This is a genomic window from Spirillospora sp. NPDC048823 (genome assembly GCF_043198445.1).
GTDB lineage: Bacteria > Actinomycetota > Actinomycetes > Streptosporangiales > Streptosporangiaceae > Spirillospora.
In genome coordinates this window covers 292043-316135 of the sequence record NZ_JBICUT010000007.1, presented here as the reverse complement: position 1 = coordinate 316135, position 24093 = coordinate 292043, and the positions used below count along the sequence as shown (strand labels likewise).

Sequence of the window (24093 nt, the reverse complement as noted above, 5' to 3'; positions counted from 1 at the left end):
AAGGATGATCATGGACTCTCGGTCACTCGGCATCCATGCCCTGGTCTGGACGGGCGACTGGAACGAGGAGCGGGCGCGGTACGCCGCCGGGCGTACCCGGGCCTGCGGCTACGACCGGCTGGAGATCCCGCTGCTGGACTCCTGGAACATCGACGCCGCCTCCACCCGGCGCATCATGGCGGAGAACGGCCTGGCCGTGACGGGCAACCTGTTCCACACCCCGGACACCGACATCACCAGCGACGACCCGGCGGCCGTCGCCGCCGGTGAGCGGCGCCTCCGGCGCGGGGTGGAACTCGTCCGCGACATGGGCGGCGACCACCTGTGCGGAACCATCTACAGCATGCTGGGCAAGTACACCCATCCGCCCACGCGGCGGGGCCGCGCCCAGTCCGTCGAGGTGCTGCGGCGGACCGCCGACCTGGCGGCCGACTCGGGCATCCGGCTGGGCCTGGAGACGTGCAACCGGTACGAGACCAACCTCGTGAACACGGCGGCGCAGTCCCTGGCCCTCGCAGAGGACATCGACCGGCCCAACGTGGACGTCCACCTGGACACCTACCACCTGAACATCGAGGAGCCCGACACAGCGCACCCGGTGCTCGTGGCAGGCGGCCGCCTCGGCTACGTGCACGTCGGCGAGAGCAACCGCGGCTACCTCGGCTCCGGCGACATCGACTTCGCCGGGTTCTTCCGCGCCCTGCACCGGACGGGCTACACCGGCCCGATCGTCTTCGAGTCGTTCTCCTCGGCGGTGATCGCCCCCGAGCTGTCCAACGCCCTGTGCATCTGGCGCGACCCCTGGGACGACTCGGAGGACCTCGCCCGGCACGCGCACCGCTTCATCACCGAGCAGCTGTACGCCGCCGACCTGGAGCCGCCGCTGACCGAACGGGCGCCGGCCTCCCCGCAGCTGACCCGATCCGGCACGTGACTCCTGGAAGGAGGCCGACATGCGCACCAGCCTGCTGACCCGCGCTCCGGCGGTTCCGGACGAGACCCGGATCTTCTCCATCCGGCTCGAACCCGGCGACGAGATCATGGAGCGGCTCGGCGCGTTCGCCGCCGACGAGTCCGTCGAACGGGGGGTCTTCGAGGCCCTCGGCGGGTTCGAGGAGTTCACCCTCGCCCGCTACGACGTGCCGACCGGGCGGTTCGTCGAGATCCCGATCCCGGACGACCAGGTCGAGGTGCTCAACCTGACCGGCCAGGTGACGCTCGCGAACGATCCTCCGGTGCACGTCCACGCCGTGCTCGGGGGCCGCGACGGCAACGCCTTCGGCGGGCATCTGCTGCGCGCGGTCGTCCAGCCCGTGCTTCTGGTGACGCTGACCGAACCGGTGCACGACATCGAACCGCACCACGCGTGAGCGCGGCATGTGTGCGCGCGTCACGTCCGAGGAGGGCCGCGGCATGAGCTACAAGCACATCGAGGACTACGGACTGATCGGCGACCTGCACACCGTGGCCATGGTCGCCCGCGACGGATCGATCGACTACCTGTGCCTGCCCGACTTCGACTGCCCCACCGTCTTCGCGGCCCTGCTCGACGAGGAGAACGGAGGGAGCTTCCAGATCCGTCCCACGGCGGACGGGGCCAGGCTCAAGCAGATCTACCTGCCCGACACCAACGTGCTCCTGACCAGGTTCCTGTCCGCAGAAGGCGTCGCGGAGATCACCGACTTCATGCCGGTCGGCGAGATGCGCCACGCGCACGCCATCGTGCGGCGGGTCGCGGGCGTGCGCGGCCGGGTCCGGTTCCGCCTGCGCTGCGCGCCGCGATTCGACTACGCCCGGGCCGCGCACAAGGCCATCGGGGGCGACGGCGAGGTGTGCTTCGTCCCCGAAGGGGAGGGCGAGAAGGTGCTGCGCCTGCAGACCCCCATCGCGCTGGACGTCGAGAACGGCGACGCGACGGCGGAGTTCGAGCTCGGCCCGGGCGACCGTCTCGACTTCGTCCTCGAACTGATCGGCCGGGACGTGTCCTCTCCCGCCGCCCAGCCGCGCTGGGTCAACCGCGCCTACCAGCACACGGTCGGGTTCTGGCGGGACTGGGCGGACCGCTGCGCGTACCAGGGGCGCTGGCAGGAGATGGTCACCCGCTCGGCGCTGGCGCTGAAGCTGCTGACGTCCGAACGCCACGGCTCGATCGCCGCGGCCGCCACCCTGGGGCTTCCCGAGCTCGTCGGCGGGCAGCGCAACTGGGACTACCGCTACTGCTGGATCCGCGACGCGTCCCTCACCGCCCTGACGCTCCTGCAGCTGGGCTTCACCGAGGAACCCCGGTGCTTCATCGAATGGGTCGCGCAGCGCTACCGCGAATCCTCCGGGGACGGCCGGCTCCAGATCATGTACGGCATCGACGGCCGGCACGACCTCACCGAGGAGGCGCTGCCGAACCTGACCGGCTACCGCGGCTCGGTCCCCGTGCGGGCGGGCAACGCCGCCTACGACCAGCTGCAGCTCGACATCTACGGCGAGCTGCTCTACCTGGTCGACAGGTACGACCGGCAGGTCCAGCCCGTCAGCCACGAGCTGTGGGGGTACCTGCGGGAGTCGGCCAACTGGGTCGCCGACAACTGGGCGGTCCCCGACGAGGGGATCTGGGAGGTCCGGGGAGGCCGCCAGCAGTTCCTGTACGGCCGGTTGATGTGCTGGGTCGCCATCGACCGGGCGATCGCGGTGGCCGAGCGCAGATCCCGCCCGGCCCCGATCGACCGCTGGCGCGAGGTGCGCGACCGCATCTACGACAACCTGCACGAGGAGTTCTGGGACGAGCGGCGCGGCGCCTTCATCCAGCACCGGGGCAGCAGCACGGTGGACGCCTCCGTGCTGCTGATGCCGATCGTGGGATTCATCTCCCACCAGGATCCCCGCTGGATGTCGACGCTGCGGGCCGTCGACGAGGACCTCGTCGACGGTGTGCTGGTGTACCGCTACCGGACCGGCGACGCCGCGTCCGACGGACTCACCGGCACCGAGGGAAGTTTCTGCATGTGCTCGTTCTGGTTCATCGGGGCCCTCACCCGGTCCGGCGATCTGGAACGGGCCCGGCTCGCCTTCGAGACGGTGCACTCCTACGCCAACCACCTCGGTCTGTTCGCCGAGGAGATGGACGGCGCCGGCTGGTATCTCGGCAACTTCCCGCAGGCGTTCAGCCATCTGGGGCTGGTCAACGCGGCGATGACCCTGGACGAGGCACTGTCGTCGTCGCCCAGGAGGCCGCTCATCGTTCCAGTTCCCGAATGACGTGGCGGTGGGGGTCCGGCTGCACGGACAGATCGCCCCTGAACGGGTTGCTGAGCTGGACCATGAGGAACAGGTTGACGGCGACCACGATCGCCACCCCCGCCACCATGAGGTAGTGCAGGCGCGCGTTCTCCAGCCCGAAGAGCAGGCAGAACGCGAGGGTGGCCGCACTGGAGATGAGGATCGCCGCCCACAGCATCGAGTCGAGGTAGCCCTCGCGGGCCTCCAGATGGAGCGACTGGTGGGCGGTGCCGACCTCCATGAGCTCGCGGGTGGACTCCCAGACGAACGCCTCCTGCGCCTGGCCGACCGGCCGGAGCGCCGCGATCTCGGCGACCAGCCGTTCCAGCGCGCGTGCGGGCACGTCGGTGCTCCCTTCACCGGGAGGCCATGACGCGACCACCGCCCGCTCGTAGGCCAGCGCCCGCTCGGTGATCCGCCGCTGGGCCTGCTCACCCATGACCTGGCCGGCCTGGGCGACGGCCATGACGCTGACGGCCTCGGAGCGTGCCGTGTCCTTCGCCTCACTGCGGTTCTCGTGCTGGTCGATCAGGATGAACCCGGCCGACACCGCGTAGATGACACCGATCACCGCCAGCAGGAACCCGGCGACGTCGTTGTGCTGCCGCTTGCGCAGCACCGGGAAGTGCCGCCTGACCATCGCCTGGAACCCGGCGACCAGCAGGGGCAGCCCGGCGATGACCAGCAGTGCGGACAGCCAGACCGGCAGCGTCGCGAGGGCCGATGCGAAGCGGGTCACGACCGTGAACACCGTCCCCCCGGGGTGCCTGGCATCGGTCATGGACACGGGTTCCGGGTTCCGGGTTAGGCGGCCCGGCTGCCGGGAACGCTGGCCATGATTTTCAGTGACTGTAGTGTCACCGTATGTAACATTCGGGGTGAGGGCAAGGATGAAGTCAGCCGTGAGTCTGCTGCAGCCGGTCCTGTTGCTGCTGCTCAGCGAGCGTCCGGGACACGGCTACGCGCTGATCGAGCACCTCCGCTCCTTCGGTCTGCTGCTCCAGGACGACCCCGGCGCCATCTACCGGGCGCTGCGCGGGCTGGAACGCCGGGGTCTCGTCCAGGCCCGCTGGGAGCCGAATCCGGCGGGCCCCGCCCGCAAGGTGTACAGCGTCACCGATCCCGGCGCCACCGCCCTCAAGGTCTGGACCCGCGACCTGGAGACCTTGCAGAACCTCCTCGATTCCTACATGAGCCGCTACCAGAACCTCACCGACGCACCCCGCGACGGGGGAGAGCGTCGAGACCGGGTATCCCCGTAACGAATCCGTTCCGCGGATCAGTTGTCCCGGTCGGTGTGCTGATCCGAGTGGGCGGCGCGTGCCCTCATGCTGGTGATGAGTTCCTTGAGGCCGAACTGGAAGCGCGTGTCCATGAGCTCGGGTTCGGTGCCGGGAGCGAAGCGCACCAGGTTGGGGTACCGTTCGGCGGCGTCGTCGGGCCGTTCGGCGTAGCGCCGTGTGGTCGAGGCCGACGTCTCGGCCATGACGAAGCCCAGGACGAAGACGAGCGCGGTCCAGTACGCATGGGACACCTCGTCTTCCGGCAGGCCGCTCTCGGCGATGAGTTCGAGGAACAGATCCGCGACCCGCAGTGTCTCGCCGCCGAGATCCCAGCCCGCCTTCCACAGGACGGGGATGAGTTCGGGCCGCGCACGCAGCGCCAGGCGTGCCGCCACGAGCAGATGCGTGAGCCGCTCGTCCCACGGGCCCTCGGCCGGCACGTCGATATCGCGGAGGGTGTCGTCGAGGATGAGGCGCAGTAGCTCGTCCTTGTCGCGCACCTGCCAGTAGAGGCTTCCGTGCCCGACGCCGAGCCGCCGCGCCACGGCGCGCATCGAGAGGCCGCCGACTCCTTCCTCGTCCAGCAGCCGGCTGCCGGCCGCGACGACGTCCGCGAGTGTCAGCGGCGCACGCTTGCGCTTGGCGTGCCCGGCGGCTTCCCGTCCCTCATCTCTTGACACTGGAACAGTGTACCAGTACGTTCGGCCCCACTCGTCTTGAACACCGTTCCAGAGAAGGTCGAGTCCGGGCCCGAGGTCGAAGGAGAACAGATGGCGGAGCGTCCCTGCGTGCTGGTTCACGGCAGCTGGCATGGCGGATGGCACTGGGAGGAAGTGGCGGCCCGGCTGCGCGCGGCGGGTTCCCGCGTCTTCGTTCCGACGCTGACCGGGCTCGCCGAGCGCGGCCACGAAGCCGCGGCCGACACCGACCTCTCGGCCCACGTCCGCGACGTCGTCTCGGTCATCGACGACAACGACCTGGAGGACGTGCTGCTCGTCGGGCACTCCTACGGCGGCATGGTCATCACCGGCGCGGCGCATGCCCGGCCGTCCCGGATCGCAAGGCTCGTCTACCTGGACGCCTTCGTTCCCCGGCACGGCGAATCGGCCGCGACGATCCTCGGCGAGGACTTCGTGCGCATGGCGGAGGCCGCCGCCGCGCAGGCCGGCACACCGCATCTGATCCCGCCGCTGTTCACGGTCGAGGACTCGCTCGGCTGGACGGGGGAGCTCGGGGAGGCCTTCGCCGCGCGGATGTGCCCGCACCCGGCGGCGACGCTCCATGAACCGGTCCGCGCCGACGGTGAGGTCGCGGCCGAGAAGATCTTCATCCGGTGCAACGAACACCCGCTCGGGCTTTTCGACGGCTACGCGGCGATGGCCCGCGATTCCGGTGACTGGCGCTATTTCGAGCTGGCCTCCCGGCATGACGCCGTGCATCTGATGCCCGCCGCCGTCGCCGGAATCCTCGAATCCCTGGGAGAGCAGGAATGAGCACCCTCGACGACCAGACCCGGCTTCTTCTCGACAAACTGGCCGAGACCCCGTTTCCGGACCTCACGGCGATGGAGCCGGAGGAGATGCGCTCGGCGCACGCGGCGTTCTACGCGTCCGTCGGCCTCCCCTCCGATCCGTCCCTCGCGGAATCCCGCGATCTCGACGTGCCCGGGCCGGACGGTCCCGTCCCCGTCCGCATCTACAGGCCCCGAGGGACGAGCTGGGATCCCCTCCCGCTGCTCGTCTACTTCCACGGTGGCGGCATGGTCGCGGGGAGCATCGACTCCTATGACGCGATCTGCCGGATGCTCTCCCATCGGGCGGGTGCGGTGGTGGTGTCGGTGGGCTACCGGCTCGCGCCCGAGCACCGCTTCCCGGCGGCCGTGGACGATTCTTACGCGGCGCTGAAATGGGCGGTGGAGAACGCCGCGGTCATCGGCGCCGATCCCGAACGCACCGCGGTCGGCGGAGATTCCTCCGGTGGCAATCTCGCGGCGGTCGTCGCTCAGACGGCACGTGCGAACGAAGGAATGCACCTGGTCTTCCAACTCCTCGTGTACCCGGCGGTGGGCACACTGGGACACAGCCGCTCGATGGCCCGGTTCGCGACCGGCTACATGTTCGGACGCGACGAGTACGACTGGCTGTACGAGCAGTACCTGCCCGATCCGGCTGACGCGCGGGATCCGCGGGTCTCACCGATCGTGGCCGATCTGGCGGGATTGCCGCCCGCGCTCGTCATCACGGCGGGCTTCGACATCATGCGCGACGACGGCGAAGCCTACGCGCAGCGCCTCCGGGAGGCCGGAGTTCCCGTCGTCCTGCGCCGCTACGAATCCACGATCCACGCATTCCTGAGCATGGCCGCCGTGCTGGACGCGGGCCGAGAGGCGATCGAAGAATGCGCCGCCGCGCTGAGGAACGCCTTCACCGGTGGTCGGTGAACGTGACGCGGTGCGCGCCGATCCCGGCCGCCATCGCGTCGAGTTCGGGACCGCAACGGCTCCGACCGAAAAGGAATGGAGAAGGGCAATGGCATTCCGATCTATGACGATCGCCTCGGCGGCGGCGTTGGTGCTGCTCGCCGGATGCGGCGGAGGCACGGGCGACTCGGACGAGAACGCGGCCGGCGGTTCCGCCGTGGTGCCGAAGGTCAGTAACGACTGGGCGCTGCAGTACACCGGCGGAACGGCAGGCCCGGCGGACACCGGGAAGTCCCCGATCAAAGTCGGCTACATCAACCAGGAGGGCGGCGCACCCGCCTTCCCGGAGGCGTCGACCGGCATCGACGCCGCGGTCGCGTACATCAACCGGGAACTGGGCGGGGCCGGGGGGCATCCCGTCGTCCTGGAGAAGTGCGTCGTCCAGAGCGAGGAGGACGGGCAGAAATGCGGGACGCAGATGGCGAACGACCCCGAGGTCAAGTTCGTCATCGAGGGCGTCCTCACCGTGGGGAACAAGGCGATCTATTCGGTGCTCGGAGGCCGCAAGCCCATCATGGAGGCGAGCCCCTCGACGAGCGACGATCTCACCGCCAAGGGCGCCTACTCCTACACGCCGGGCGGACCGGGGACGATCGCGGGAATGGCGCAGTTCGTCGCCCGGCAGCTACCGGACGTCCGCCGCGTCGCCGTCCTCTACGCCGACAACCCGGCCGGCAAGGCGGCCGCCGAACAGTTCCTCGAACCGCAACTCAAGAAGCTCGGCGTCACGGACGTCAAGCTCGTAGGGGTCGCCGACACCGCCACCGGCCCCGATGTCGCGGCGGCGATCCAGGCGGCGGGCGGGCGCCAGGCCGACACTCTTCTGTCCTTCCTCACCGTGCCCGGCTGCATGGCCACCTACGACGCCCTGCAGTCCCTGGGCGTCACACCGCGGGTCGTGGCGACGGGCCTGTGCTTCGGCACCCCGATGACCAAGCACATGCGCGACGTCGGGTCAGAGGACCAGGTGCCCGACGGCTGGTACTTCACCAATTTCGGGTACAGCTACTTCGCCCCTGACGAGGCGTCGGGAATGGCCACCTACGTCGCCAAGGTCAAGCAGTACGGCCCGAAGAACGCCGAGTACACGGGTTTCGCGGGCTACACGTTCGCGAACCTCATGACCGCGATGAAGTTCGTCCACGAGATCGGGCCGGACCGTCTGACCTCCGAGGCGATGGCGAAGGCGATCGAGTCCTTCGAGGGCCCGATGATGATGGTCGCCGGTCCCATCGAGTGCGGCTACAGCCCCGTCTTCGCGGCGCTGTGCGGGAGCCAGATCGGCGTCGAGCAGTACAAGGACGGCCGCTGGATCCAGGTCGCGACGCCACTGCGCGGCAACGCCATCTCGATCGCCCAGGCGCTCGGCGGCTAGGTACCATGCGCATTCGGACAGCGGCCATCGGCCTCGCCGCACTGGCAGGTGGCGCCGTGGTCCTCGCCCGGGTCCTCCCGGACGAGGCCACGGCCCTGCTCCTCGGCACCGGCACCGGCTGCCTGATCTCGGCGATCGCGTTGACCATCGTGCTGACGTTCCGCGGATCGGGAACCGTCAACTTCGCCGCCGGCGCGATGGCGATGGAGGCCGCCTACGTCTATGACGGCCTGCGGCGCGGCGGCACCCTCTTCCCCACCGATCTGTCGCTCGGCGGTCCGCTGGGAGTCGTGCCCGCGATGGTCATCGCCCTGATCGCCTCGGCACTTCTCGGGGCGCTGTGCCATGTGCTCGTCTTCCGTCCGCTGCGCTCGGCGCCGCCGCTGAGCAAGGTCGTCGCGTCGGTCGGCGTCCTGATCGTGCTGCAGGCGATCGCCCTGCTGCGCTTCGGGAGCACTCCGCGTTCGATCCAGCCGATCCTGCCCAAAACACCGGTTCGGCTCTCGGACGACATCGTCGTGCCGGGCGATCAACTGCTGCTCGCCGGGATCGTCGTCGCGCTCACCATCGCGCTGTGGGCGGCGTTCCGGTTCACCCGGTTCGGTCTCGCCACGCGGGCCGCGGCGGAGAACGAGCGCGCCGCGACGCTGCTGGGCTTCTCCCCGGACTTCCTGGCGGGGGCCAACTGGATCCTGTCGGCCGTCCTCGCGGGTTTCCTGGGCATACTCGTGGCGACGGTCAACGGCTCCCTCGACCCTGTCACCATCACGCTGCTCGTCGTCCCGGCCCTGGGGGCGGCGCTGCTGGGCGGGCTGACCTCGTTCGGTGTGGCGACCGCCGCCGGGCTGGGCATCGCGATGACACAGAGCCTCATCCAGGTGCTCAGCCTGGAGCCGTGGTTTCCGCAGGCCGGGTCCGGGCCGCTGCCCGGAGTACGCGAAACCGTGCCGTTCGTCGTCATCGTCATCGCACTGGTCATCCGCGGCCAGACGCTTCCCACCCGCGGCACCGCCTCCCCGGCGAAGCTGCCCGAGATCCCCCGTCCGAGGCGGCTCGGCGCAGGGGCCGTGCTGGTCGCCGGCGCCTGCGCGGCCGGGCTGCTGACGCTCGGCCCGGTGTGGCGTCTGGCGATCACCAACACGTTGATCGGGGCGCTCATCTGCCTGTCGCTCGTGGTCCTCACCGGCTACTTGGGGCAGATCTCGCTCGCGCAGATGACGCTCGCCGGCGTCTCCGGCTTCGTCCTCGCCAAGCTCGCGTCCGCCGCGGGCGTCCCGTTCCCGCTGGCGCCCCTCGCCGGGGCGCTGGTCGCGACCGTGTTCGGGCTGGCCATGGCGGTGCCCGCGCTGCGGGTACGCGGCGTCAACCTGGCGATCCTCACTCTCGCCGGCGGGGTCGCGGTCGAGAAGCTGGTCTTCGGCAACCCCGCGTGGTCGGGAGGCCTGGAGGGCGCCCAGGTGCCGTCCCCCGGCCTGTTCGGCTGGAACTTCGGTCCCCGCGATCCATCGCCGGTGCTCGGCGACGGCACGCTTCCCACTCCGTGGTTCGGGATCTTCTGCCTGGCGGTCGTGATGGCCGCCGCGGCCGGCGTCGCGAATCTGCATCGCTCGGCGACGGGCCGCCGCATGCTGGCCGTCCGCTCCAACGAGCGCGCCGCCGCGGCCGCGGGGGTGAGCGTGGCGGGGACGAAGATGCTCGCCTTCGGTCTGGCGGCGTTCATAGCGGGCCTCGGCGGCGCGCTCTCCGGCTACCGCTTCGGTTCGGTGTCGCCCGAGTTCTTCGGCGGCGTCGCATCGCTGACCTTTCTCGCCTACGCCTACCTCGGCGGGATCACGAGCGTGTCCGGCGCCGGCCTCGGCGGCTTCCTCGTCGCGGGCGGTGTGGGCTTCACGGCGCTCAAGCAGTGGGTTCACGTCGGGGATCGCTGGACGCTGCTCGTCACCGGCATCGGGTTGGTGGCGACCGCGGTCATGAACCCGGAAGGCATGGCGGGCGCGCTGCGCGAGACCCGCCGGCGGCTCACCCGGCGCAAGGCGGTCTCACCATGACGGCCCTCCTCGAAGCCCGCGGACTGGGCGTGCGGTTCGGCGGCGTCCAAGCGCTCACCGATGTCGACCTCACGGTGGACGAGGGAGCCCTCGTCGGCCTGATCGGCCCCAACGGCGCGGGCAAGACGACGCTCATCGACGCGCTCACCGGCCTCGTCCCCGCCGACGGGCGCATCACGTTCGCCGGACGGCGGATCGGCGGCCTGCCGGCACATCGCCGGGCACGGGCCGGCCTGGGACGCACCTGGCAGTCGCTGGAACTCTTCGGCGATCTCACCGTCGCGGAGAACCTCCAGGTCGCCGCCGATCGGCAGGGTCCCGGGGGGATGCTCCTCGATCTCCTCCGCCCACGCCGGACCGCGCCCCCACCCGGTGTCGCGGAGGCGCTCGCACTGCTGGAACTGGACGACCTCGCCGACCGGATGCCCGACGAACTGACGCAGGGGCAGCGCAAACTCGTCGGCGTCGCCCGGGCGCTCGCGGCACGACCGCGGCTCGTGTGCCTGGACGAGCCCGCGGCGGGCCTCGACACCGGCGAGTCGGCCGCGCTCGGCCGGCACCTGCGGCGCGTCGCCGCCGCCGGTACGTCGATGCTGCTGGTCGACCACGACATGGGCCTGGTGTTCAGCATCTGCGATCTCGTCTACGTCCTGGAGTTCGGGCGCGTCATCACCGCCGGCGCACCGGCGGTCGTCCGGGCCGACCGCGCCGTCATCACGGCCTACCTCGGAGGGGAGGGCCCGTGAACGCTCTCGACGTGAAGGACCTGCGGGCGGGCTACCGGGGACTGGCGGTCGTCCGCGGCCTCAGCCTGCGCGTGGCGGCGGGGGAGGTGGTCGCGCTGCTCGGGCCCAACGGGGCGGGGAAGACGACCACGCTCCTCACCGTGGCCGGCCTGCTCCCGGTGATCGGCGGTGAGGTGCGCATGCTCGGCGCGCGGGCCACGGGGGCGAAGCCGCACCGGCTCGCCCGCCGGGGCCTGGCCTACGTGCCGGAGGACCGGTCTCTGTTCGCCTCCCTGACGGTCGCCGAGAACCTGCGGCTCGGCGCCCGGCGCGGCGCGGCGGACATCTCACGCGTTCTCGGCTACTTCCCCGCGCTCGGCCCGCTGCTCGACCGGCGTGCGGGGCTGCTGTCGGGCGGGGAGCAGCAGATGCTCACCCTCGGCCGCGCGATCGCCTCCGAGCCCCGGCTGCTGATGGTCGACGAACTCAGCCTCGGCCTCGCGCCCATCATCGTGGAGCGCCTGCTGCCCGTCCTGCGCCGCGTCGCCGAGGACACCGGCTGCGGCGTGCTGCTGGTCGAGCAGCACGTCCACCTCGCACTCGAGGTCGCCGACCGCGCCTACGTCCTCGCCCGCGGCGCCCTGGTGGCCGAGGGCGACGCCGCCGGGTTCGCCTCCGACCGCCGGCTGCTCGAAGTCGGCTACCTCGGCGAGAACGCCCTGACGGACGGCCCGTCCGAAGAGACCGGCCGATGACGTGCCGACGCCACAAGGAAGCCACAAGGAAGCCACAAGGAGAGAGATGTACGCCGCTCAGCACGCGATCAATCAGCCGGACAAGCCGGCGATCATCATGGCCGGCAGCGGTGAGGTCGTCACCTTCGCCCAGTTCGAGGCTCTCGCCAACCGCATCGCGCACCTGTTCCGGTCGACCGGCCTGGCCCGGCTCGACCATGTCGCCTTCTTCATGGAGAACACCCCGTGGCTTCTTGAGTGCGAGGCCGGCGCCGAGCGCAGCGGCCTGTACTACACGCTCATCAACTCCCACCTGACGGCCCCGGAGGCCGCCTACATCGTCGACGACTGCGAGGCGCGCGTGGTGATCACCACGGCGGCCATGCTCGACGTCGCCGCGGACCTGGTCGCCGCCTGCCCACGGGTCGCCCGCTGGCTGGTGGCCGGGGCACAGGATCCGCCGGCGCCCTTCGAGCGGCTGGAGGACGCGATCGCCGGGATGGACGACACGGCGATCTCCGACGAGAGACTCGGTGTGGCGCTGCTCTACTCGTCCGGCACCACCGGACGCCCGAAGGGCGTGCTGCGCCCACTGCCCGACGTGCACCCCGCCGAACCCGTACCGGTCATGGAATTCGCCGCGCGCCTGTTCCGCCAGCGGCCGGGAATGGTCTACCTGTCACCCGCCCCTCTCTACCATTCCGCGCCACAGGTCAGCATCGCGGGCACGCTCCGCATCGGGGGCACCTCCATCGTCATGGAACGCTTCGACGCGCGCGAATACCTGCGCCTCATCGCCCACCACGGGGTGACCCACACCCAGGTGGTTCCCACGATGTTCTCGCGGCTCCTGAAACTGCCGGCCGACGTCCGGGAAACGGCGGATCTGTCCTCGCTGGAGTCGGTGACCCACGGCGCCGCCGCCTGCCCCGTCCCGGTCAAGGAGCAGATGATCGGCTGGTGGGGCCCGATCTTCCACGAGTACTACTCGGCGACCGAAGGCCACGGCTTCACGATCTGCGACTCGCACGAATGGCAGGACCGCAAGGGCACCGTCGGCAAGGCCGTCCTCGGCGAACTGCTGATCGTCGATGACGACGGAAACGAGTGCCCGCCCAACCGCCCCGGTCTCATCTACTTCCGCGGCGCGACCAACTTCGAGTACTTCAAGGACCCGGAGAAGACCGCCGAGTCCCGTGACCCGTCCGGGACGGCGAGCACCGTCGGGGACGTCGGCCACGTCGACGGCGAAGGGTACCTCTACCTCACCGACCGCAAGATCAACATGATCGTCTCCGGTGGTGTGAACATCTACCCGCAGGAGACCGAGGACCTGCTCATCACGCATCCGAAGGTGCTCGACGCGGCGGTCATCGGAGTCCCGGACGACGATCTCGGCGAGGTGGTCAAGGCGATCGTCCAGCCGGTCGGCGGCATCGAACCGGACGAGGATCTGGCAATGGAACTCATCGCGTTCTGCCGCGAACACCTCGCGCGCTACAAATGCCCGCGCTCGATCGGCTTCGAGGCGGAGCTCCCCCGCCAGGCCACGGGAAAGCTGCACAAGCGCCTACTGCGTGAACGCCACTGAGGCAACGGCGTCCCACTCGGCTCCCCGCCGGTCCGGCGCCTCCAGCGGCCGGCGCGCGGAGGCGGACCGCACCCCCGCGCCCCCGCGCCCCTCCCTCGGTCCGGTCAGCCGATCGAGCAGGTGTTGGCCACGTCGCCGGTGGTCTGCCGGGGGATGGTGGCGCTGGGCGGGGGTGCCTGGCCGCCGCTCGGGGCCGTCCAGCGTTCGAGGGCCTCGAACGCCGTCCGCATGCAGGGCAGCAGCGGACGCATCCTGTCCGGGAACATGTCGTACTCGATGTCCAGGTGGGAGGCGCCCTCGATCCGGTAGTAGCGGTGCAGGCCGCCCCTCCGCTCGGAACGGATCTTCGCTGCGTACGCGTCGCCGTGGATCTTGATCGGCAGCAGGGAGTCCAGCGTCCCGTGCACGGAGATCATCGGCTTGCCGATGCGGCCGTCCAGCGAATTCCGCTTCACCGCCTTGTGCACACTCTTGGGACGCGTGTAGTAGCGGTAGTCGGTGTCGCAGTCGGGCGTTCCGCTTTCGCAGAACGGGATGCCCGCTTCCAGGTCGCCGTCGTAGGAGGGGTCGACCTCCTCGCGGTATCTGCGCTGCGTGCTGTCCCAGATGAACCGGTAGTTGAAGTCCCACAGGAACTCCGAACCCGGTGCGTAGCCGGCCTCGATCATCGCGGCGTGCGCTCCGGGGTCGCCGGTCGCCGCGTACTCGGGGTAGTTGCGCAGCGCCTCCGGCAGGTGGACCAGTGCGTTCGGCCCGTTGTCACTCGGCCAGTACGTGCCTTCGGCTTCGACGCCGCCGTCGTACAGCCCGGGGCGGTTCTCCAGGGCCCAGCGCACCAGCTGCCCGCCGTTGGAGACGCCCATCGCGTACGTCCTGCGCGGGGACCTGCGGTAGTGGCGGGCCACGGTCAGCTTGGCGGCGACGGTGAGCTGCGCCATCCGGTGGTACCACTCCTGGACGGCGTCGCCGGGCCGCCGGCCGTCCTTGTAGAACTCCGTGCCGTTGTTGCCCTTGTCGGTGGACGCGAACGCGTACCCCTTGGCCAGCACCCAGTCGGAGATGACCACGTCGTTGGAGTACTGGAGGCGGTTTCCGGGTGCCCCGGAGACCACGAGCCCGCCGTTCCAGTTCTCCGGAAGCCGGATCACGAACTGCGAGTCATGGTTCCAGCCGTGGGTGGTGTTGAACGTGGAGGTGTCGCGGAAGTAGCCGTCGATCTGGATTCCCGGCACCCCGCTGGGGTTGCGTGTGGCCACGGACTGCATTCCCGACCACTGCTCGGGGACGGTGTGGCCCGAGGCGATCGTGCCGGCGGTGGTCAGATCGTCCAGGCAGGCGGCGACCTGCCGCTGCGCTCCGGGAACGTGGACCCTGTCCATGCCGGTGCAGCGGGTGTCCGCGTGCGCGGCCGGGACGGCCGTCACCAGAGGGGCCGCCACGAGCGACCCCAGCAGGGCCGGGACGACGGATGATCTGCGAAGCATCTGCATATGCGGCTCCGAAGGGTGGGACGCGGGGCCTTCGGTCCAGCCCGCGGTAGACGCCATGCTGTTCGACCGGCGGCGGACGCGGCGACGTCGGCGGACACCACTCTTGACCGGCGTCCTGTGGCGGCCGCTTCCATGAATCCCGGGGTCCGGGCCCGGATCGGCCGCCTCCGCGTCCCATCAGGGCGTATGTCTCTCGTCTTAGGCGCCGTCCGGTGTGGAAATCGCTCACAGGATGCTCCCCGAATGTGTGCCCCGGTCACCTCGCCCCGTCACGCGGCCGCCACCTAGCGTTCACCGTCACGGCGTCCCGAATGCGGCTCGGGCCGGCCATGACGCGAGGAGGACGCATGGGAGGAGGACCCGGGGAGGGCGGGCACGGGCGAGGCACCGGCTCCGCAGGCGCGGCTCCGGGCGGGACGGGCGGGCACGGGCGAGGAAACGGGTCCGCAGGCGCGGCTCCGGGCGGGACCGTCCCCGTGTTGAAGGCGCGCGGCCTGATCAGGGAGTTCCGCGGTTTCCGGGCCGTGGACGGCGTCGACCTGGACGTGGCCGACGGTGACGTGCACGCGCTGGTGGGCCCCAACGGCGCCGGCAAGACCACCCTGTTCAACCTCCTCACCGGCTTCCTGAAGCCGACCGCGGGCAGCGTGCTGCTGGAGGCCCGCCGGGAGCTGGCCGGACGCAGCCCCGAGGCGATCACGCGGCTGGGCGTCGCGCGCTCCTTCCAGATCACCAGCCTGTTCGCCGAGCTGACCCCGCGCCGGCACGTGGAACTGGCGCTGGCGAGCCGAACCGGCCTGGGCTGGCGTTTCTGGCGCTCGGACCGGGCGCTCGACCGCTTCGCCGGACGCGCCGGGGAACTGCTCGACCAGGTCGGGCTGGCCGGCCACGGCGACGTACCGGCGGGCCTGCTGGCGTACGGGCGCAAGCGCGCGCTGGAGCTGGCGCTCGCCCTGGCCCTCGACCCCAAGGTCCTCCTGCTCGACGAGCCGACCGCCGGCATGGGCGTGGAGGACGTGGACCGCACCATCGAGCTCATCCGCAGGATCCGCACGGAACGCACCGTGGTCCTGGTCGAGCACAACATGAACGTGGTCGCCAGCCTCGCCGACCGGGTGACCGTCCTGCAGCACGGCTCGGTGCTGGCCGAGGGCCCCTACGCCGAGATCCGCCACGATCCGCGCGTCATCACCGCCTACCTCGGAGACGCTCATGCTGCGCGTTGACCGGCTGTCGGCCTGGTACGGTGAGGCGCAGGCCCTGCGCGAGGTCTCGATGCAGGTCGACGAGGGCGAGATCGTCACGCTCGTCGGCCGCAACGGCGCGGGCAAGACCACACTGCTGCGCTGCCTGATGGGACTGCACGGCTCGTACGGAAGGACGGCGGGCACAGTCTCGCTGTCCGGTGAGGACGTCACCGGCCTCGCCTCCCACCGCAGGGCCCGCCGCGGCCTCGGCTACGTCCCGGACGACCGCGGCGTCTTCGCCACCCTCTCGGTGGAGGAGAACCTCACGCTGCCGCCGGCGATGGGCCCCGGCCCGTGGTCGCTGGAGCGGGTGTACGAGACGTTCCCGAAGCTGCGTGAGCGGCGCCGGTTCCCCGGGACGAAGCTGTCGGGCGGCGAGCAGCAGATGCTCGCGCTGGCCAGGGTGCTGCGTACGGGTGCCCGGCTGCTGCTGTGCGACGAGCCCACCGAGGGCCTGTCGCCGCTGATCGTCGCCCAGATCGGCGAGATCCTCCGCGAGGTCAAGGCCGCGGGGGTGACCGTCCTGCTCATCGAGCAGAACGTCCACTTCGCCGCCACCGTCGCCGACCGCCACCACCTGCTCGCCGAGGGCCGGATCGTCGAGTCCATGGACAACGACCAGGTCCGCGAGCGCGAGCACGAGCTGCTCGAATACCTCGGCATCTGACGACGACCACGATCCCGGAAACAGAGGAGACCTGATGAAGATCATGGGCTGGACCGGCGGCCTGGCCGCCGCGGGGCTGCTGCTGGCCGGGTGCGGCGCCGGAGGGCCGGGCGGCGGCGGAGGTGCGATCAGTGACGACAAGGTGGTGCTGGCCGTCCTGAACGACCAGTCGGGAATCTACTCCGACACCTCCGGCCGCAAGACGGTCGAGGCCGTCAAGATGGCCGTGGCCGACTTCAAGGCCGAGCACGGCGACAAGGCGGTGACCGACAAGATCGAGGTCATCTCCGCCGACCACCAGAACAAGCCGGAGATCGCCAACTCCAAGGCGCAGGAGCTCTACGACCGGCAGAACGCCGACGTGCTCCTGGACGTGCCGACCTCGTCGGCCGCGTTCGCCGTCGCCAACATCGCCAAGACGAAGAAGAAGGTGTTCATCGACGTCGGCGCCGCCAGCACCGAGCTGGAAGGCAAGCAGTGCAACAAGTACACCTTCCACTACGGCTACAACAGCTACATGCTCGCCCACGGCACCGGAACCGAGGTGACCAAGGACGGCGGCGAGAACTGGTACATCATCTACCCGGACTACGCGTTCGGGCAGGACATGCAGAAGACCTTCACCACGGCGATCAAGGCCGCCGGCGGCTCCGTGGTCGAGGCCGACCCGACGGCGTTCCCCAACGACAACTTCTCCACGTTCCTGCTGAAGGCCCCGAACCTCGACCCCAAGCCGAAGGTGCTCGGCACCATGCACGCCGGCGGTGACCTGGTCAACCTGGTGAAGCAGTACAACGAGTACAAGCTGCGCGACAAGGGCGTCGGCCTCGCGGTCGGGCTCCTGGCCCTCAGCGACATCCACTCGCTCGGCCCGGACGCCCTGGCCGGGACGCGCTACACCGACATGTGGTTCTGGAACATGGACGACAAGGCCCGCGCCTGGGCGGACGAGTTCCAGGCCAAGACGGGCCAGCGTCCCACCGCCAACATGGCCGGCAACTACTCGGCCGCCCTGACGTACCTGGAGGCCGTGCAGCGCGGCGGCACCGACGAGTCCGACGAGGTGGTCGAGCAGCTGGAGGGCCACAAGTTCGAGGACATGTTCGCCCGCAACGCGAGCATCCGTGCCGAGGACCACCTTCTGCTGCACGACGCGTACCTGTCGCAGGTGAAGCCGTCCGGCGAGGTCAAGGAGCCCTGGGACTACGTGAAGGTCCTCAAGACCATCCCCGCGCCGGAGGCGTTCCAGCCGCAGCCCGACGCGGCCTGCAAGCCGTAGGCGGCCGGGGTGCTGCAGCAGGCGTTCAACGGGCTGGTGGGCGGGGCGTTCTTCGCCCTGCTCGCCCTCGGCCTGTCCGTCATCTTCGGGATGCTCCACGTCGTCAACCTCGCCCATGGCGCGTTCTACATGCTCGGCGCCTTCGGGGCGTTCATCGCACTCGACTCGTTCGGCCTGAACTTCTGGCTCTCCCTGGTGCTGGTCCCGCTGCTGCTGGGCGCGGCCGGGATCGTCCTGGAACGGCTGTTCATCCGGCGGCTGACGCCGCTGGATCCGCTCTACAACTTCCTGTTCACCTTCGGATTGGCGCTGATCCTGCAGGACCTGGTGAAGCGCGAGTACGGGGTGAACTCCCAGCCGTACCCCAGGCCGTCCGCGCTGCGCGGTTCGCTCGACCTGGGGCTGTTCACCTACCCCGCCTACCAGGTGTTCGTGCTGGGGGCGTCGGCGGTGCTGTGCGTCGCGGTCTGGCTGGTCCTCACCCGCACCCGCGTCGGGATGATCGTCCGGGCGGCGACGGAGCGTCCCGAGCTGACCCGGGCGCTGGGCATCGACGTCGGCCGGTGGGTGACCCCGGTGTTCGGGTTCGGGATCGCGCTGGCCGGCTTCGCCGGGGTCCTGGCCGCGCCGATGCGGGCGGTCAACCCGCTGATGGGCAGCGACTTGATCATCACGGTGTTCGCCGTGGTGGTGATCGGCGGCCTCGGCTCGGTGTTCGGGTCGGTCGCCGCGGGCTTCGCCGTCGGGCTGGTGTCGGCGCTGGGCAACCTGTACGTGCCCGCGCTGTCCCAGACTCTCGTGTTCATCCTCATGGCCGCCGTGCTGCTGTGGCGCCCGGCCGGGCTGTTCGGACGCGAGGAGGCGTTCAGATGATCCTGCACAGACTGGCCCGCTCGGGCCGGGCCGGCCCGCTGCTCCTGGTGGCCGGGCTGGTCGCCGCCCTCGCCCTGCCCTGGATGATCTACCCGCCGGTCGCCATGGACATCGCCTGCTGGGCGCTGTTCGCCGCCGCGGTGGACCTGCTGCTCGGCTTCACCGGGCTGCTGTCGTTCGGGCACGCCGCCTTCTGGGGCGGGTCGGCGTACTGCACCGGCCTGATCGCGCTGCACACCGGAATGCCGTTCCCCGCCGCGATCGTGGGCGGCGCGGCGTTCGCGGCGCTGCTGGCGGTCCCGATCGGCTTCCTGTCGGTACGGCTGACCGGGATCTACTTCGCCATGGTCACCCTGGCCTTCGCGCAGATGGTCTACTTCGTCGCCAACCAGTGGCGGGACGTGACGGGCGGGGAGAACGGACTGCAGGGCATCCCCCGGGACCTGTTCGGCCTCGACCTCTCCGAGCCGTTCTACTTCTACTACGCCGGGCTGCCGTTCGTGCTGGCCGGACTGTTCGCCGCCTGGCGCATCGTCCGCTCGCCGTTCGGCCGGGTGCTGGTGTCCATCCGCGACAACCCGGCCCGCGCGCGGGCCCTCGGCTACCCCGTCGACCGCTACAAGCTCCTGGCCTTCGTCCTGTCCGCCGCCCTCTCCGGGACGGCCGGCGGCGTGTTCGCCATCGGGCACGGCTTCGCCTCACTCGACGGTGTCTACTGGACCACGTCCGGGCAGGTCGTGATGATGGTCATCCTCGGCGGCATCGGCACCCTGTGGGGCGGCACGATCGGCGCCGCCCTGGTCGTCCTGCTCCAGGACTACCTGGCCACCGCCGGGTTCGCGGAGACCGGGATCGTCACGGGCTCGATCTTCATCGTGATCGTGCTGCTGTTCCGCCGGGGCATCTGGGGAACGGCCCGCCACCTGCTGTCCTCCCGCCGTGCGGCCGGCGAGTCCGGCGCGTCCGGCGACGGGGCGTCCGACGCGAAGAAGCCCGTCGACGCCCCGGCCTGATCCTGGGGGAGAGCTCAGCTCCGTGGCCCTTGAAGGTGGTGGAGGCGGATGGCCAGTTGGATGTCCAGGGCCCGGCCGGGCTCCTGCCAGCCGTCGCCGAGCAGGCGGCCGACGCGGTTGAGCCGCTGGGTGACGGTGTTGACGTGGATGTGCAGGCGCTCGGCGGTTCTGGACAGGCTGCATCCGGTGTCGAAGTAGACCTCCAGCGTCCCGGTCAGTGACGTCCCCCGGCGGGTGTCGTAGTCGAGCACCGGGCCGAGCGTCGTGCGCAGGAAACCCCCGACATCGCGGTCGGCGCCGATCAGCAGGCCGACGAAGCCCAGTTCGCGGGCGTCCGCACCGCCGTCCCGGCGGCCGAGGGCCACCAGCGCGTCGGCGCAGCGGCGCGCCTCCCGGTGAGCGCCGGCGACCCCGGAGGGACCGCGCACCGGCCCGGCCGCGCCGACGGTGACCGGCGCCGCCAGCGCGGTGCGCAGCTCCTTGGCGACCTGGTCGGCGATCTGGCCGGGCTCGTCGCCCGGCAGCAGCAGGACGACCTCCTCGCGGCGCGCCGCCGCCAAGCCCCGCGACACCGCGGCGTACGAGGACGCCCAGAACGCGGCGCGCCCGCGATGCCCGGGCGAGGCGCAGCGGGCCGACAGCACGACATGCGGGGCTTCAAGGTCGAGGTTCGCCCGGCGGGCCCGCGCCTCGAACGCCTCACCGCCGTCCACGCGCCCGTCCAGCAGATCGTCCAGCAGTTCGCCGCGTACCCGCGCCTCGGCCTCGGTGACGCTGCGCCGCAGCAGCATCAGCAGCGCCGTGACCAGCGCCGCGCGTTCCAGGATGCGCCGGTCGGCGTCGGAGACCTCCGCCGCCGTGCGCAGCACCAGCGCGCCGAGCACCTCCTCGCCGGTGGACACCGACGCGACCCACAGGTCGCCGCGCCGCACTGTGCGTCCCCGCGTGCCGGGGGAGTGGGCGGTGACCATGACGCGGGAGAGCTCGTCCTCGGCGAGCGGCGCCGGATCACCGGAGGCGGCCAGCGTGCGGCCGTCGGCGTCCAGGACGTGCAGGCTCCCGCCCAGCACCTCGGTGACCACCGCCGCCACGTCCGCGGCACCGCCGCCGCGGACCACCAGCGCGGTCATGCGTTCGTGCGCCTGCGCGGCCCGCTCGACCGCGACGCCGCGCGCCCTGGCCTTCGCGCCCGCCGTGTCCAGATCCTTCAGCGCCGTGCGGGTCTCCTCCAGCAGCCGTGCCTTGTCGATGGCCACGGCGGCGTACGAGGCCAGCGACCCCAGCAGCACCGCCTTCTCCTGGTCGAACGGACGCTCGCTGCGGTTCGCCGCGTACAGCACGCCGATCACACGGCCGCCCAGCCGCATCGGCACGCCGAGGATCGCCACCAGCGCCTCCTCGGCCACCGCCTCGTCGATGAAGGCGCGGTGCCGGAACTGCGGATCCTTCAGGTAGTCGTCGCTGCTGTAGGGCATCGCCGTCTGCGCCACCAGGCCGCCCAGCCCGTCGCCCAGCGGGATCCGCAGCCGCCGGAACGCCGCCGAGACCGATCCGTCGGTCACCCGCATGCAGGTGTCGCCGCGCTCGTCGTCGTTCAGCGTCAGGTAGGCGATGTCGGCGTTCAGCAGCCACCGGGCGCGCCGCACGATCCCGTCCAGGATCGCATCGGGGTCGTGCAGCCCGGCCAGTTCGCCGGCGGTGTCGAACAGTGCGGACAGCTCGGCCTCGCGGCGGGCGTACCGCTGCATGATGGCGCGCACCCGAAGCGCCGCGAGCTTGGCGGCCTCCAGCTGGGCGAGCGCATCGGGGCCCGCACCCGCCGCGCGGGCCGTCACCAGCGGCCCGTCGAAATCGGCGGGCGGGGCCTCGCGCGCCAGCAGATCGAGGAAGACGGCGGAGGGGAGGGGAGTCGTCGCCGGCTGTACGTGCACCGTCCCGTTCGCCGGTGTTCCGTTCGCCGGTGTTCCGTTCGTTCGTGTCCGGTCGGTCGGCGCCCTGTCCATCAGCGCTCGTCCGTCAATGCGCATTCCGTCCTCCGTTGAATGGAACCGGCGCGCCGGCCGTCACCGCACGACGCACCGCGACGTCACAGCGAGATTCCTCCGTCGACGGGGAGCACGACACCGGTGATGTAGGAAGCCTCGTCCGAGGCGAGGAAGGCGACGGCCTCGGCTATCTCCGACGCGTCGGCGAAGCGGCCCATCGGCGTCACCGCGGTGAGCCGGGCCAGTTTCTCGGCGGGGATGGAGGCGATCATGCGGGTCTGCGCGTTGGGCGAGATCGCGTTCACCGTCACGCCGAACCGTGCGAGCTCCTTGGCCGCCGTCTTGGTGAACCCGATGATTCCGGCCTTGGCCATGGCGTAGTTGGACTGCCCGGGGTTGCCCCGGAGCCCGGTGTAGGAGGTGACGTTGATGATCCGGCCCGCGCCCTGCCTGCGGAAGTGGGGCACGGCGGCGCGGGTGAACCGGAAGGTGCCGCCGGCGTGGACGGCCATCACGGCCTCGTAGTCCTCGTCCGAGAGTTTCCACAGCACTCCGTCGCGCAGGATGCCCGCGTTGTTGACCAGCACGTCGATGCGGCCGGTGTTCGCGACGACCCGCTCCACCACGCCGGTCACCTGGGCGGTGTCGGAGACGTCGGCGACCAGGCCCACCGCACCGGTCTCCCTCTCGGCGACCTTGATCTCTTCGGCGTCGGAGTCGACCAGGTACACCGTCGCGCCGGCGTTGTGGAAGTGCTCCCCGACGGCCCGGCCGACGCCGCGGGCCGCGCCGGTGACGACGACGATCCGGCCGGTGAAGTCGAAGGTCAGATTCGCCATCAGGACGGCCGCCCGGCTTCGGCGGTACCGCGGCCGGCGGTCGACGGGGGCGGCGCGGGCGGGCGGTCATCGGTGCCGTCGTGCTCGTTTCGAGTGCGGAGCATGGGGCTTCTCCTCGTCCTCGGAGGAAGGGGACCTCCGGAGCAACTGACTAAGCGCATAGTTACCCACGGGGGGAAGGCGTGTCAAGGATCACCGGACGCTCCGCTCACGGGTCAGGGACGACCTGACCGGCGGTATCCGCGGGGCTTGCCGGACGGCCGTGCGGCTACCGCGCCCCGGGCGCGGTGCGGCGGCCGGGTTCGTCGCGGGTGACCAGCTTCAATGCGAGGTCGGCGTAGAACTCGCCGAGCTGCTCGGGCGAGTCGTCGCCGTCGAGCCGGTACCAGCGGACGAGATCGATGCTCAGCGACAGCATCGCGCGCGTGACCCGCTTGACGTCGACCTGCGCGAACGACCCGTCGGAGACTCCGCGGGCGACGGCGTCGCGGAAGAACTCGTTCGTCCGGTGGCGCAGCTCCAGGACCTCGTCGTAGTGCTCGGCCGTCAGGCCGGCCAGCTCCATCTGGCAGACGCGCGCGACCACATGATGGCGGGCATGCCACGCGGTGTACGCCGCGATGATGGCGCGCAGCCGGTCCGCCGGGTTCGCCGCGGCCGGGACGAGTGGGTCCTGGACGCACGCCAGGGCCTGCTCATGGCCGACTCGGATGATCTCGAACAGGACCAGTTCCTTCGACGGGAAGTGGACGTAGAGCGCCGCCGGGCTGAGGCTGACGCCCTCGGCGATGTCGCGCGTGGTCGTGGCGTGGAAACCGTTCGCGGCGAAGCAGCGCACCGCCGACGTCAACAGTCCGCGCTGCACTTCTCCGAGTTCCTCCCGCCAGAGATCGGGGGAGTGGTCCCTCAGCCGGGGGTCGTCCGCCAGATCCTGTGCGGTGAATCGGGCCTGCCGTCTGGCCATCCGCGACTCTCGCCTCCTTCGAGTCCGATGCAGGGTATCGACGCCGCTCGCGGAGCCGTCCGCCCTGGGTTTCCGTCACGATGCGCGGCCGCTGCGACCTCGGCATGCACATCCTAGTGGTGACTATGCGCTTACTCACACCCACGGCGTTGGCCCGTTCACCACTGAGCCGGTTGACCCGTCCCGATCCGAGTCATACATTCATCCATATTCTGTATGAATGAGGTGAAA

General features: G+C 70.6%; 22 protein-coding genes. 16 read left to right on the top strand and 6 right to left on the bottom strand.

What is annotated here, in order from left to right; all coding sequences use genetic code 11:
* Nucleotides 1–10 precede the first annotated feature (10 nt).
* From ACGFK0_RS19205 to ACGFK0_RS19195, 3 genes are read left to right on the top strand one after another with little or no spacing between them, the layout of a single operon-like run.
* The gene (locus ACGFK0_RS19205) at nucleotides 11–934 is read left to right on the top strand and encodes a sugar phosphate isomerase/epimerase family protein (protein WP_392906402.1); all 924 of its coding nucleotides are present in this window, start codon (nucleotides 11–13) and stop codon (nucleotides 932–934) included.
* A 19-nt stretch (nucleotides 935–953) separates the two neighbouring features.
* Nucleotides 954–1370: a PPC domain-containing DNA-binding protein gene (locus ACGFK0_RS19200; protein WP_392906401.1), complete on the top strand. Its 417-nt coding sequence runs from the start codon at nucleotides 954–956 to the stop codon at nucleotides 1368–1370.
* Between the two features lie 43 nt (nucleotides 1371–1413).
* Complete coding sequence (locus tag ACGFK0_RS19195) at nucleotides 1414–3249, top strand: glycoside hydrolase family 15 protein (RefSeq protein ID WP_392906400.1); 1836 nt, start codon at nucleotides 1414–1416, stop codon at nucleotides 3247–3249.
* Here the strand turns inward: ACGFK0_RS19195 and ACGFK0_RS19190 are convergent.
* A complete protein-coding gene (locus ACGFK0_RS19190; RefSeq protein ID WP_392906399.1) occupies nucleotides 3227–4051 on the bottom strand; it encodes a hypothetical protein in 825 nt (274 codons plus the stop codon). The genes ACGFK0_RS19195 and ACGFK0_RS19190 overlap by 23 nt on opposite strands.
* A 121-nt stretch (nucleotides 4052–4172) precedes the next feature.
* Here ACGFK0_RS19190 and ACGFK0_RS19185 point away from each other — a divergent pair, with 121 nt between their 5' ends.
* On the top strand, nucleotides 4173–4532 hold the full coding sequence (locus tag ACGFK0_RS19185; RefSeq protein ID WP_392906397.1) for a PadR family transcriptional regulator: 360 nt from the start codon (nucleotides 4173–4175) through the stop codon (nucleotides 4530–4532).
* Nucleotides 4533–4549: 17 nt separating this feature from the next.
* Here the strand turns inward: ACGFK0_RS19185 and ACGFK0_RS19180 are convergent, their stop codons facing one another.
* Nucleotides 4550–5233, bottom strand: a complete 684-nt coding sequence (locus tag ACGFK0_RS19180) for a TetR/AcrR family transcriptional regulator (RefSeq protein WP_392906395.1) — start codon at nucleotides 5231–5233, stop codon at nucleotides 4550–4552.
* A gap of 90 nt (nucleotides 5234–5323) precedes the next feature.
* Here ACGFK0_RS19180 and ACGFK0_RS19175 point away from each other — a divergent pair, with 90 nt between their 5' ends.
* The 7 genes from ACGFK0_RS19175 (at nucleotide 5324) to ACGFK0_RS19145 (ending at nucleotide 13505) form a co-directional block, all read left to right on the top strand.
* Nucleotides 5324–6046, top strand: a complete 723-nt coding sequence (locus tag ACGFK0_RS19175; protein ID WP_392906393.1) for an alpha/beta fold hydrolase — start codon at nucleotides 5324–5326, stop codon at nucleotides 6044–6046.
* The gene (locus ACGFK0_RS19170; protein WP_392906392.1) at nucleotides 6043–6993 is read left to right on the top strand and encodes an alpha/beta hydrolase; all 951 of its coding nucleotides are present in this window, start codon (nucleotides 6043–6045) and stop codon (nucleotides 6991–6993) included. The genes ACGFK0_RS19175 and ACGFK0_RS19170 overlap by 4 nt, the downstream gene beginning before the upstream one ends.
* Nucleotides 6994–7081: 88 nt before the next feature.
* Complete coding sequence (locus ACGFK0_RS19165) at nucleotides 7082–8407, top strand: ABC transporter substrate-binding protein (RefSeq protein ID WP_392906390.1); 1326 nt, start codon at nucleotides 7082–7084, stop codon at nucleotides 8405–8407.
* A gap of 5 nt (nucleotides 8408–8412) precedes the next feature.
* Nucleotides 8413–10455, top strand: a complete 2043-nt coding sequence (locus ACGFK0_RS19160) for an ABC transporter permease (RefSeq protein ID WP_392906388.1) — start codon at nucleotides 8413–8415, stop codon at nucleotides 10453–10455.
* Nucleotides 10452–11201: an ABC transporter ATP-binding protein gene (locus ACGFK0_RS19155; RefSeq protein WP_392906386.1), complete on the top strand. Its 750-nt coding sequence runs from the start codon at nucleotides 10452–10454 to the stop codon at nucleotides 11199–11201. The genes ACGFK0_RS19160 and ACGFK0_RS19155 overlap by 4 nt, the downstream gene beginning before the upstream one ends.
* Nucleotides 11198–11935, top strand: coding sequence for an ABC transporter ATP-binding protein (locus ACGFK0_RS19150; protein ID WP_392906385.1), 738 nt, complete (start codon nucleotides 11198–11200; stop codon nucleotides 11933–11935). Before ACGFK0_RS19155 ends, ACGFK0_RS19150 begins: the two co-directional genes overlap by 4 nt.
* Before the next feature lie 46 nt (nucleotides 11936–11981).
* On the top strand, nucleotides 11982–13505 hold the full coding sequence (locus ACGFK0_RS19145; protein WP_392906383.1) for an AMP-binding protein: 1524 nt from the start codon (nucleotides 11982–11984) through the stop codon (nucleotides 13503–13505).
* 104 nt (nucleotides 13506–13609) lie between these two features.
* Here ACGFK0_RS19145 and ACGFK0_RS19140 read toward each other — a convergent pair whose 3' ends face one another.
* Nucleotides 13610–14989, bottom strand: coding sequence for a tannase/feruloyl esterase family alpha/beta hydrolase (locus ACGFK0_RS19140; RefSeq protein ID WP_392906382.1), 1380 nt, complete (start codon nucleotides 14987–14989; stop codon nucleotides 13610–13612).
* 353 nt (nucleotides 14990–15342) lie between these two features.
* Between ACGFK0_RS19140 and ACGFK0_RS19135 the strand changes: the two genes are divergently transcribed.
* Genes ACGFK0_RS19135 through ACGFK0_RS19115 form a run of 5 tightly spaced genes read left to right on the top strand, consistent with a single transcriptional unit; the run spans nucleotide 15343 to nucleotide 20074 of the window.
* Nucleotides 15343–16221, top strand: coding sequence for an ABC transporter ATP-binding protein (locus tag ACGFK0_RS19135; RefSeq protein ID WP_392906381.1), 879 nt, complete (start codon nucleotides 15343–15345; stop codon nucleotides 16219–16221).
* Nucleotides 16208–16909 carry an ABC transporter ATP-binding protein gene (locus tag ACGFK0_RS19130; RefSeq protein WP_392906379.1) on the top strand — a complete coding sequence of 234 codons (702 nt, stop codon included), beginning with the start codon at nucleotides 16208–16210 and terminating at the stop codon, nucleotides 16907–16909. Before ACGFK0_RS19135 ends, ACGFK0_RS19130 begins: the two co-directional genes overlap by 14 nt.
* 34 nt (nucleotides 16910–16943) lie before the next feature.
* Complete coding sequence (locus ACGFK0_RS19125) at nucleotides 16944–18188, top strand: ABC transporter substrate-binding protein (RefSeq protein WP_392906378.1); 1245 nt, start codon at nucleotides 16944–16946, stop codon at nucleotides 18186–18188.
* Between the two features lie 9 nt (nucleotides 18189–18197).
* Nucleotides 18198–19061, top strand: coding sequence for a branched-chain amino acid ABC transporter permease (locus ACGFK0_RS19120; protein WP_392906376.1), 864 nt, complete (start codon nucleotides 18198–18200; stop codon nucleotides 19059–19061).
* A complete protein-coding gene (locus ACGFK0_RS19115; RefSeq protein WP_392906374.1) occupies nucleotides 19058–20074 on the top strand; it encodes a branched-chain amino acid ABC transporter permease in 1017 nt (338 codons plus the stop codon). The genes ACGFK0_RS19120 and ACGFK0_RS19115 overlap by 4 nt, the downstream gene beginning before the upstream one ends.
* Before the next feature lie 14 nt (nucleotides 20075–20088).
* Here the strand turns inward: ACGFK0_RS19115 and ACGFK0_RS19110 are convergent, their stop codons facing one another.
* The 3 genes from ACGFK0_RS19110 to ACGFK0_RS19100 form a co-directional block, all read right to left on the bottom strand.
* On the bottom strand, nucleotides 20089–22101 hold the full coding sequence (locus ACGFK0_RS19110; RefSeq protein ID WP_392906373.1) for a helix-turn-helix domain-containing protein: 2013 nt from the start codon (nucleotides 22099–22101) through the stop codon (nucleotides 20089–20091).
* 59 nt (nucleotides 22102–22160) lie between these two features.
* Nucleotides 22161–22898 (bottom strand): SDR family NAD(P)-dependent oxidoreductase, encoded by a 738-nt coding sequence (locus tag ACGFK0_RS19105; protein ID WP_392906371.1) that lies wholly within the window; start codon nucleotides 22896–22898, stop codon nucleotides 22161–22163.
* 268 nt (nucleotides 22899–23166) lie between these two features.
* A complete protein-coding gene (locus ACGFK0_RS19100; RefSeq protein ID WP_392906369.1) occupies nucleotides 23167–23862 on the bottom strand; it encodes a TetR/AcrR family transcriptional regulator in 696 nt (231 codons plus the stop codon).
* Nucleotides 23863–24093: the final 231 nt, after the last annotated feature.

Coding starts and splice junctions, on each gene's coding strand:
- ACGFK0_RS19205 (WP_392906402.1), top strand. CDS start 11: ATGGACTCTCGGTCACTCGGCATCCATGCCCTGGTCTGGACGGGCGAC.
- ACGFK0_RS19200 (WP_392906401.1), top strand. CDS start 954: ATGCGCACCAGCCTGCTGACCCGCGCTCCGGCGGTTCCGGACGAGACC.
- ACGFK0_RS19195 (WP_392906400.1), top strand. CDS start 1,414: ATGAGCTACAAGCACATCGAGGACTACGGACTGATCGGCGACCTGCAC.
- ACGFK0_RS19190 (WP_392906399.1), bottom strand. CDS start 4,051: ATGACCGATGCCAGGCACCCCGGGGGGACGGTGTTCACGGTCGTGACC.
- ACGFK0_RS19175 (WP_392906393.1), top strand. CDS start 5,324: ATGGCGGAGCGTCCCTGCGTGCTGGTTCACGGCAGCTGGCATGGCGGA.
- ACGFK0_RS19170 (WP_392906392.1), top strand. CDS start 6,043: ATGAGCACCCTCGACGACCAGACCCGGCTTCTTCTCGACAAACTGGCC.
- ACGFK0_RS19165 (WP_392906390.1), top strand. CDS start 7,082: ATGGCATTCCGATCTATGACGATCGCCTCGGCGGCGGCGTTGGTGCTG.
- ACGFK0_RS19160 (WP_392906388.1), top strand. CDS start 8,413: ATGCGCATTCGGACAGCGGCCATCGGCCTCGCCGCACTGGCAGGTGGC.
- ACGFK0_RS19155 (WP_392906386.1), top strand. CDS start 10,452: ATGACGGCCCTCCTCGAAGCCCGCGGACTGGGCGTGCGGTTCGGCGGC.
- ACGFK0_RS19145 (WP_392906383.1), top strand. CDS start 11,982: ATGTACGCCGCTCAGCACGCGATCAATCAGCCGGACAAGCCGGCGATC.
- ACGFK0_RS19140 (WP_392906382.1), bottom strand. CDS start 14,989: ATGCTTCGCAGATCATCCGTCGTCCCGGCCCTGCTGGGGTCGCTCGTG.
- ACGFK0_RS19135 (WP_392906381.1), top strand. CDS start 15,343: ATGGGAGGAGGACCCGGGGAGGGCGGGCACGGGCGAGGCACCGGCTCC.
- ACGFK0_RS19130 (WP_392906379.1), top strand. CDS start 16,208: ATGCTGCGCGTTGACCGGCTGTCGGCCTGGTACGGTGAGGCGCAGGCC.
- ACGFK0_RS19125 (WP_392906378.1), top strand. CDS start 16,944: ATGAAGATCATGGGCTGGACCGGCGGCCTGGCCGCCGCGGGGCTGCTG.
- ACGFK0_RS19115 (WP_392906374.1), top strand. CDS start 19,058: ATGATCCTGCACAGACTGGCCCGCTCGGGCCGGGCCGGCCCGCTGCTC.
- ACGFK0_RS19110 (WP_392906373.1), bottom strand. CDS start 22,101: ATGCGCATTGACGGACGAGCGCTGATGGACAGGGCGCCGACCGACCGG.
- ACGFK0_RS19105 (WP_392906371.1), bottom strand. CDS start 22,898: ATGGCGAATCTGACCTTCGACTTCACCGGCCGGATCGTCGTCGTCACC.
- ACGFK0_RS19100 (WP_392906369.1), bottom strand. CDS start 23,862: ATGGCCAGACGGCAGGCCCGATTCACCGCACAGGATCTGGCGGACGAC.